The 8,177-nt window shown below is 65.7% G+C and carries 10 protein-coding genes; 6 read left to right on the top strand and 4 right to left on the bottom strand.

The features are described 5' to 3' along the window. A partial coding sequence (locus ACTIAO_RS09735) for an ATP-binding cassette domain-containing protein (protein WP_441906092.1) occupies positions 1-196 on the bottom strand: 196 nt, incomplete at its 3' end. Between the two features lie 128 nt (positions 197-324). Between ACTIAO_RS09735 and ACTIAO_RS09730 the strand changes: the two genes are divergently transcribed. From ACTIAO_RS09730 to ACTIAO_RS09720, 3 genes are all read left to right on the top strand, one after another. Next, entirely contained in the window at positions 325-1,563 is a 1,239-nt protein-coding gene (locus ACTIAO_RS09730) for a sensor histidine kinase (RefSeq protein ID WP_166644374.1), read from the top strand. After that, positions 1,560-2,225 (top strand): response regulator transcription factor, encoded by a 666-nt coding sequence (locus ACTIAO_RS09725; RefSeq protein ID WP_133617726.1) that lies wholly within the window; start codon positions 1,560-1,562, stop codon positions 2,223-2,225. The genes ACTIAO_RS09730 and ACTIAO_RS09725 overlap by 4 nt, the downstream gene beginning before the upstream one ends. 498 nt (positions 2,226-2,723) lie before the next feature. Next, on the top strand, positions 2,724-3,677 hold the full coding sequence (locus ACTIAO_RS09720) for an L-lactate dehydrogenase (RefSeq protein ID WP_441906091.1): 954 nt from the start codon (positions 2,724-2,726) through the stop codon (positions 3,675-3,677). A 24-nt stretch (positions 3,678-3,701) separates the two neighbouring features. Here the strand turns inward: ACTIAO_RS09720 and ACTIAO_RS09715 are convergent, their stop codons facing one another. Genes ACTIAO_RS09715 through ACTIAO_RS09705 form a run of 3 tightly spaced genes read right to left on the bottom strand, consistent with a single transcriptional unit; the run spans position 3,702 to position 5,265 of the window. After that, a complete protein-coding gene (locus ACTIAO_RS09715; protein WP_441906090.1) occupies positions 3,702-3,950 on the bottom strand; it encodes a hypothetical protein in 249 nt (82 codons plus the stop codon). A 47-nt stretch (positions 3,951-3,997) separates the two neighbouring features. Beyond that, entirely contained in the window at positions 3,998-4,426 is a 429-nt protein-coding gene (locus ACTIAO_RS09710) for an NAD(P)H-binding protein (protein WP_441906089.1), read from the bottom strand. Further along, complete coding sequence (locus tag ACTIAO_RS09705) at positions 4,426-5,265, bottom strand: aldo/keto reductase (protein WP_441906088.1); 840 nt, start codon at positions 5,263-5,265, stop codon at positions 4,426-4,428. The genes ACTIAO_RS09710 and ACTIAO_RS09705 overlap by 1 nt, the downstream gene beginning before the upstream one ends. A 67-nt stretch (positions 5,266-5,332) precedes the next feature. Here ACTIAO_RS09705 and ACTIAO_RS09700 point away from each other — a divergent pair, with 67 nt between their 5' ends. Genes ACTIAO_RS09700 through ACTIAO_RS09690 form a run of 3 tightly spaced genes read left to right on the top strand, consistent with a single transcriptional unit; the run spans position 5,333 to position 8,167 of the window. Continuing rightward, positions 5,333-5,707, top strand: coding sequence for a YchJ family protein (locus ACTIAO_RS09700; protein WP_441906087.1), 375 nt, complete (start codon positions 5,333-5,335; stop codon positions 5,705-5,707). Between the two features lie 37 nt (positions 5,708-5,744). Continuing rightward, positions 5,745-6,476: a zinc ribbon domain-containing protein gene (locus ACTIAO_RS09695; RefSeq protein WP_441906086.1), complete on the top strand. Its 732-nt coding sequence runs from the start codon at positions 5,745-5,747 to the stop codon at positions 6,474-6,476. Next, complete coding sequence (locus tag ACTIAO_RS09690) at positions 6,473-8,167, top strand: bifunctional 3'-5' exonuclease/DNA polymerase (RefSeq protein ID WP_441906085.1); 1,695 nt, start codon at positions 6,473-6,475, stop codon at positions 8,165-8,167. Before ACTIAO_RS09695 ends, ACTIAO_RS09690 begins: the two co-directional genes overlap by 4 nt. Positions 8,168-8,177: the final 10 nt, after the last annotated feature.

The raw sequence follows: 8,177 nt of genomic DNA, 5'->3' as shown, positions 1-8,177 counted from the left end.
GGTCCAGGCCCGCGAGACAGAACAGCAACGTCGACTTGCCGCACCCGGAGGGTCCGACGATCGACACCATGCTGCCGGTCGGCACCGTGAACGACACCCCACGGAGCACGTCTACTTGCGGCAGTCCTCGTCTACCGCCGAATGACTTCTCCACTGCATGTGCGACGACTGCCGCTTGACCCTGAAACTCGTGCATACGTCCAGGCTCCCGCCCCACCGACCACGCGACGAGGATGGTTCCCCTCGCCGTGTGAGGGAAACCCATCACGTTGTTCTCGGGGAACCCCCGAAGTCCATGAGCGGATCGAACGAGACAATAGAAGGATGAGACCCGCATCACCATCTCGCCTACTCCGGGCAAACCCGTTGCGCGTTCTCACGAGCCCTGCCCCCTGGTCGGCGACGGTCTACGGCTTCTCAGGCATGCTGCTGGCGCTGCCGACGATGATCTTCATCGCCCTGTTCCCGCTTCTTCCGGTCTGGGCATGGCTGCTGAGCGCAATCGAGCGCCAGCGAGTCCGCCTGGTCGATCACGAGAGCATTCCCGGCCCACCCGTGTCTCTCGAAATACCTCCGTGGCAGCACGTCCCCGCACGGCTGGCATCGGCGCTCGGGTGGCGTGAGATCGCAGGAACCCTCCTCCACCTGATCTTCGCCGCCCTCACCTTCACCCTATGGACCTTCGGACTCACCCTCGCCCTGACGTTGCTGCTCGCACCGTTCCTGCCTCTGTTCGGCTCGGCATTCACTGTCGGAGATTGGCGCCTCGACCACCCCGCGGCCACGATTCCGATCGCCGTACTCGGCATCATCGTCCTGGCCATCTTCCTCTACGCGCAGCTTGCGCTCGCCGTACTACAGGCGATGACCGCCAAGGTGCTGATCGGTTCCCGAGTCGAAGAACTCGAACAACAAGTCACCACGCTGGCCGGCGAACGCGTCGCACTGGTCGACGCTTTCGAGGCAGAACGACGGCGCATCGAACGCGACCTCCACGACGGTCCCCAGCAACACCTCGCCGGCGCCGCCCTCCACCTCGGGCTCCTCCGCAGCCGCCTCGAACAGGAACAACCCGACCTGCTCCCCGGGCTCGACTCCGCACACGACGAGATCGAACGCGCCCTCGACGCGATCCGTGCTGCCGTATCAGGGCTGCGCCCACGCATCCTCATCGAGAAAGGGCTTGCAGCCGCCCTCATCGACCTCGCCGACCGATCCCCGGTACCGGTGAAGGTCGATGTCGGTCCTGTGGTCCGGTTCTCTGACGCGGCGGAGGCCAGCCTGTACTCCATCGCCACCGAGTTCGTCGCCAACAGCCTGAAACATAGCGGGGCCCGCCAGATCGCGATCACTCTCGGCACTGTTCCTGATGGCGTCCACGTCCTGCTGAGCGACGACGGGAACGGTGGCGCGGCTCCCGACCGAGGCACCGGGTTGATCGGCATCAACCACCGTGTCACGCTCTTGCGGGGAACCGCAGAGCTCAACAGTCCTATCGGCGGCCCCACGAACCTATCGATCATGCTCCCGAGCGACATCATCAGAACAGGAGCACACGCGTGAGAATCGGTATTGCAGAAGACGTTGCCCTGCTCCGCGAGGGCATCACCTCGCTCCTCGAACAACACGGACACATCGTGCTCTGGTCGGTGAGCGACGCAAACGAACTCCGCGCACGATTGCATACCCCGGCTGACGAACAGATACCGGAACTGCTGATCGTTGACGTGCGAATGCCGCCCGACAACACCGACGACGGCCTCCGCGCTGCCATCGACATCCGCAGAAACCACCCCGAAGTCGCGATCCTGATCCTCTCGCAGTACCTCGGCAACGAGTACGCGAAAGACCTGCTCGTCGGTGCTCCCGAAGCCTCCGGGGGTACCGGATACCTCCTGAAAGAACGTGTCGGGCGAGTCACAGACTTCCTCACCGCGATCGACACCGTAGGCGGTGGCGGGATCAGCATTGACCCGAAGGTGGTCGCCGCGCTTCTGGATGCCGGCCCCAGCCGCGGTGCACTCGCGACCCTCACCGACCGAGAATGCGAGGTTCTGGCGCACATGGCCGAGGGGCACACGAACGAACAGATCACCAGGCTCCTTCACCTCAGTACCCCGACGATCGAACGCCACGTCAGCAGCATCTTCACCAAGCTCGACCTCAGCGAACACCCCGGCAACAAACGCGTCCTCGCCGTCCTGGAATACCTCAAGAGCTGGTAGCGAAGCATCGGGCCTTCACAGGCGTGACCGTCTACCGGGCGGTCGAACACTGAGCCCGTCGGCAACGACAGCGTCTCGAACAGTCTTGGGGCCTACCGCGAGCTGCCCGGCAACTGCATCCAACGTCATCCCCGTCGCATAGAGAGCGCTCGCACGCACACGATCAGCATCGCTCAACCCAGGCAACCGGAGACGACCCCCGGCACGCTTAACCAACGTCGGGATCGTTCCACGATGCACGCAATACTTCGCAGCGATCGCCTTCACCGGCATCCCCGCTGCGTAGTCGGCGACGAGCTCCGCACGCTGTCCCGACGTCAATCGTGTTCGAGACTTCACCGAATTCTTTGCGACCGCGCCCCGCGTATCGTGTCTGTCCGCGGTTCGACCCCGCGGCCTGCGCGGCTCAGAGCCCTTGAGAACACGGTGAATCAACGATTTCAGCGCCGGGCGCTTGTTTGAGAATCGCTTGGGAAGGTCCACCGTATTGTTAGCACCATGCAGATGATCGAGAACTCCAAGCTCACTGTCGTCGGTGCCGGAAGCGTGGGGTCGAGCGTGGCGTACGCCGCCCTGATCCGAGGGTCCGCACGCCACGTCGCCCTGTATGACATCGCCACGGAGAAGGTCGAAGCCGAAGTGCTCGATCTCGCGCACGGCACACAGTTCACCGGATCGAGCGACATCATCGGCGGCAGCGACATCTCCGTCGTCGCAGGCTCGCACGTCGTGGTGATCACCGCGGGCGCGAAGCAGCGCCCAGGACAGACTCGTATCGAACTCGCCGAGATCAACGCCGGCATCATCCGCACCATGATGCCCCAGCTGCTCGAAGTCGCACCCAACGCGATCTACGTGATCGTGACGAACCCGTGCGATGTGCTCACCGTCCTCGCCCAGGAGGAGACCGGATTGCCCCCGGAACGGATCTTCGCCTCGGGCACGGTCCTGGACACCTCCCGTCTGCGTTGGAAACTGGCGGAGCGTGCGGGAGTGTCGACGTCCAGTGTGCACGCCTACATCGTCGGCGAGCACGGCGACACCGAGTTCCCGCTGTGGTCGCGCGCGACGATCGGCACGGTTCCGCTGCTCGAGTGGGAAACGCCTGATCACCCGAAGATCAGCATTGACGAGCTGCAGTCGATCGCTGTCGATGTGCGGGATGCCGCGTACAAGGTGATTCTGGGCAAGGGAGCGACCAACTATGCGATCGGGCTCTCCAGCGCCCGTATCGTCGAGGCGATCCTGCGCGACGAGCACGCCGTCATGCCGGTGAGCACCGTCCTGCGAGACTTCCACGGAGTTGACGGTGCTGCGCTCTCCGTGCCATCAATCGTCAGCGCGCGCGGTGCGTTCCCGATCCGCAACACGGCCTTCTCCGACGAGGAGCTCGCGCTGCTGCATGCTTCGGCCGACGCACTTTCGGGCGTCGCAGCATCCCTTCGGCACTGACGCGCCCGCTGCCCCGGACTTGCGCTATTTCGCGTCGGTCTGCGCCTGGAGATTCTCGAAGTAGTCCCGCAGGCGGTGCACGCCGGTCTGTTCACCGACGCCGTCGACGGTGAGCGACTCGACGAAGAAGCGAGCGAGATTTCCGGCCTGCGGTGAGGCCCGATCTGCGAACCATTCAATAGTCCGCCCTGCACGCGGACCCACTCGGAACACGCGAGGACGCTTGCCTGCGACCTCGAAGCACAGCTGCTCGAGCTCTGCGTAGGAGAACACATCCGGGCCGCCGACGTCCCAGGTGCCAGCAGGTCCGGCCAGTTTTTCTACGGCGGAGAGCCTCGGTGAACGCGTGCTTCGAGCGCATGAGCATCGACGTGCCGCTTTTCGACATTCAGCACGTTCACATAGAGGAACGAGCGCACACCGTGGCGTTCGCCGTCTTCGAGGATCCGCAGGTTACCGAGGAAGTCGATGTCCCAGGGTGTCGCCTTCTGGCGTGTCACACCGAGCGCGGAGACGACGCGATCGGCGCCTTCGCACACGTCGTGCAGTGTTTCCGGCTCGGAGAAGTCGACGTTTCGCCACTCCGCGACGAGCCCACGCAGGGATGGAGCGTCGTATGCTCCGGGGCGCTCCGCGCGTTCTTGGGAGCGTACGAGCACCCGAACTCGATGCCCCTGGGCAGCTAGCGCTGCGACCAGGTGTCGTCCGGCGTAACCGGTAGCGCCCGCGACGACGACCAGGTCGCCCATCAGGACTCTTCGTGCGTGCGCGGGTCCGCATCGAAGAGTCGGCCATCGGCACGACCCAGCTGCGTGATCGCGTCGACCTCGGCGGGATCGAGAACGACGGTGACGGCCTCGAGGTTCGCCTTCTGATGCTCGAGGGACGATGCCTTCGGAATCGCGACGACCTCGCGTGCCACATGCCAGGCGAGCACGGTCTGCGCCGGTGAGATGTCATGGGCGGCGGCGACCTCGACGATCACCGGCTCCTCGAGGAGGGCGCGCGCACGCCCGATCGGGCTCCACGCCTCGGTGATGATGCCGTGCTCGCGGTGATACGCGAGCTGTTCGGTCTGCGGGAAGTAGGGGTGCATCTCGATCTGGTTCACGACGGGACGCACACCGGTTTCCCGCTCGAGACGCTCGAGGTGCTCCGGGAGGAAGTTCGACACGCCGATCTGGCGAACGATGCCGCGTTGCTGAGCCTCGACCAGAGCGGTCCACGCCTGGACGTACTCGTCCTGGCTGGGGTTCGGCCAGTGGATGAGGTGCAGGTCCGTCGCGTCGAGGCCCAGCCGGAATCGGCTCTCCTCGATGCTCCACCGCGCCTGCTCTGCCGGGTGGTGACGACCGGGCAGTTTCGTGGTCACGATGATGTCAGCCCGATCCGTGGCAGCATCCCCCACACCATGACCGACGGTCCCCTCGTTCTCGTAGTTGAACGCGGAATCCACGAGCCGATAGCCGGCATCGATACCGGCCGCGATGGCGGCAGCGCCCGCCTCGCCGTTCAGGCGGTAGGTGCCCAGGCCGATCGCGGGGAGTGTGAAGCCGTTGTGCGCGGTGCGGACGGGAAGAGCAGTCATCGGGATTCTCCTTCGGGGGTCTGCTCACAGCGTACGGGCTCGAGTGCGATGCGGGCATGATGGAGGTATGCGCTGTCCCTGCACATCCGGCGACTCGTTCGACTCCTGCTGCGGCCCCGTGCTGGGCGGCACGATCACGGCACCGACCGCGGAACGCCTGATGCGGTCCCGATTCTCGGCATTCGCCGTGGGGGATGCCGCGTACCTGCTTCGGTCGTGGCATCCGTCCACGAGACCGTCAGAACTCGATCTCGATCCCGAGGTCAGGTGGACACGCCTCGAGATCGTCGAGACGGCGGCCGGAGGGCCCTTCGATACTGACGGCGTCGTCGAGTTCGAGGCGTTCTTCAGAGAGGGCGGAGTACGTGGCTCGATGCGCGAGCGCAGTCGGTTCGTGCGCGAGAACCGGGTGTGGCTGTATCTGGATGGGATACCGGGCTGACGCATCGGATGTCGCACGCCCCAGGTAGATTGGAGGTGTGAATGCCAGCCCCGAGCACCAGAAGAAACTTCTCGACGTCGCCGACCTCGATCGACGTATCCAGCAGGCCGAGCGGCAGCGTTCGAATCCGGCGCAGGGCGCGCGGATCAACGAATTGGCGAAAGAGCGCCAGGAGCAGCTGCGTGAGCTGACGACGCTGACCGGTGCCCGCGATGACGTTCGCACCGAGCTCACGCGTCTGGAATCGGACGTGAAGGTCACCGAGCAGCGTCGGTCGCGCGACGCGGATCGCCTGGCTGCCTCCACGAATTCGAAGGACGCGCAAGCACTCGAGCGGGAACTCGCCAGCCTCGCCACACGCATCAGCAACCTCGAAGACCTCGAGCTCGAGGTGATGGATCGCGTCGAGCAGGCCGAATCCGCCGTCGCGACGCATCAGGCCCTCATCGACGAGACCGTGGCCGAGGGGAGCGAGCTGACCGCTCAGGCCAAGGCCGCGGTGGCTGCCGCGACGACTGAGATCGAGCACCTCACACGTGACCGGGAAGCGATCAGCGCCGACATTCCCGATGACCTGCTTGCCGAATACACGCGCCGGGCATCCCGTGGCGTCGGTGTCGGACTGCTTCGTCGCGGTACATGCGAGGGGTGTCGGATGATGCTCTCCGGCACGCACCTCAACGAGGTGCGCCAGGCAGCTCCCGATGCGGTGCTCTCCTGCCCGGAGTGCGGTGCGATCCTGGTGCGCACCGACGAATCGGGGCTGTGACCGGCCGGCCGGCAGGCGATTCCTGGATTCTGCTGGCCACAACCGGATCCCAGGGTGCGGTTGCCATCCATATCGATGCCGCGGGCGCGGAGCTCCGACGCACGAACATCACCGCCGCCGAACTTGTCTCGTGGGTACGTGACGTCGAGGAATCCGAGCACCCGCGATGGGTGATCCGCAGCGCCAGGGAGATCTATCCGGGGCTGCTCGCGGCGGGAGTGCTGCTGACGCGGACCCATGATCTGCTGCTGTGCCATGCGATCCTCCGTGACACGGATATTGTCGCGCGGCCATTGGCACCGTCGCCGGACTGGCTTCCTGTCGAGCCAGACGTCGGAGAGCCTGCCCTATTCGATGCCGGTGAGAGCAGCGATGCGGGATCCCTCAGTGACCTTGTGGAACAGGTGCAGGCGCAGCTGCGCGTGATCGCCGCGGATCGCACCGACAGGCTCTCGCTGCTGTGCTCCGCCGAGTCTGCCGGCGGACTGATCGCCGAAGAAATGCGCGCTGCCGGGGTGCCGTGGGATGCCGCAACTCACGACCGCATCCTCACCGACGTGCTGGGCGCACGACCTGCTGGTGGTGGCATGCCCGCGCATATGGCGACGCAGGCGGATGCCGTGCGCTTCCACCTCGGCGACCCGCAGCTGCACCTGGAGAGCCACGTGAAGCTCCTGCGTGCGTTGCACCGCGTCGGCGTGAACGTGGAGTCCACCAGTCAGTGGGAGCTCAGCGAGGTCGCCCATCCCGTGATCGCGCCGCTGCTGGCCTACAAGAAGCTCTCGCGGCTATTGAGTGCGAACGGGTGGGCATGGCTGTCCGAGTGGGTGCGCGGTGGTCGCTTTCGTCCGGTGTACATTCCCGGCGGAGTCGTCACCGGACGGTGGGCTTCCGCCGGTGGGGGAGCGCTCCAGCTGCCGAGAATGCTTCGGCCCGCCGTGCGCGCCGATCCCGGATGGACATTGATCGTCGCGGATGTCGCGCAACTCGAGCCCCGGATGCTTGCGGCCATGGCCGCCGACAAATCAATGGCGGAAGCCGCCCGCGGGCAGGATCTCTACGCTGGGGTCGTCGCGTCCGGCGCCGTTGCTACTCGCGAAGAGGCGAAGTACGCCGTGCTCGGTGCGATGTACGGTGCCACGACCGGAGACAGTGGCCGGCTCGTCCCGCGACTGCGCAAGGTCTATCCGCGTGCGATGCATCTCGTCGATTCCGCTGCGCGCGCCGGCGAGGACGGTGGTGTGGTCTCGACGAGGCTGGGGCGATCCTCGCCCAGGCCGGATGCTCTCTGGCAAGCGCAGCAGTCAGCGGCGACCGGTGCTGACGTCGATCCGGCCGAGGTCAAGCGCGCGCGGGGACGAGCACGCGAGCGAGGACGGTTCACGCGCAATTTCGTCGTGCAGGGCACGGCCGCGGAATGGGCTCTGATCTGGCTGGCAGAGATCCGGCATCGCCTGCGGCAGCTGCCGGCCGCCGAGACTCCGGCACCGGCATCCGGTCCTTTCGCCGAACATGCGCACCTCGCCTTCTTCCTGCACGACGAGGTGATCGTGCACGTTCCGCTCGAACAGGCGGATGCTGCGGCTGCCGCCGTACGCGAGGCGGCCGCTGTCGCCACCCGGCGATTGTTCGGCGCTTTTCCCATCGATGTTCCCCTCGACCTGCAGATCATGCAGACGGCCGAGAAGTAGACTGAGGGTG

Origin of the sequence: Microbacterium sp. (assembly GCF_052099035.1) — a bacterium.
In the GTDB taxonomy this organism is placed as follows: Bacteria; Actinomycetota; Actinomycetes; order Actinomycetales; family Microbacteriaceae; genus Microbacterium.
This window is presented reverse-complemented; position numbering and strand designations above follow the sequence as displayed.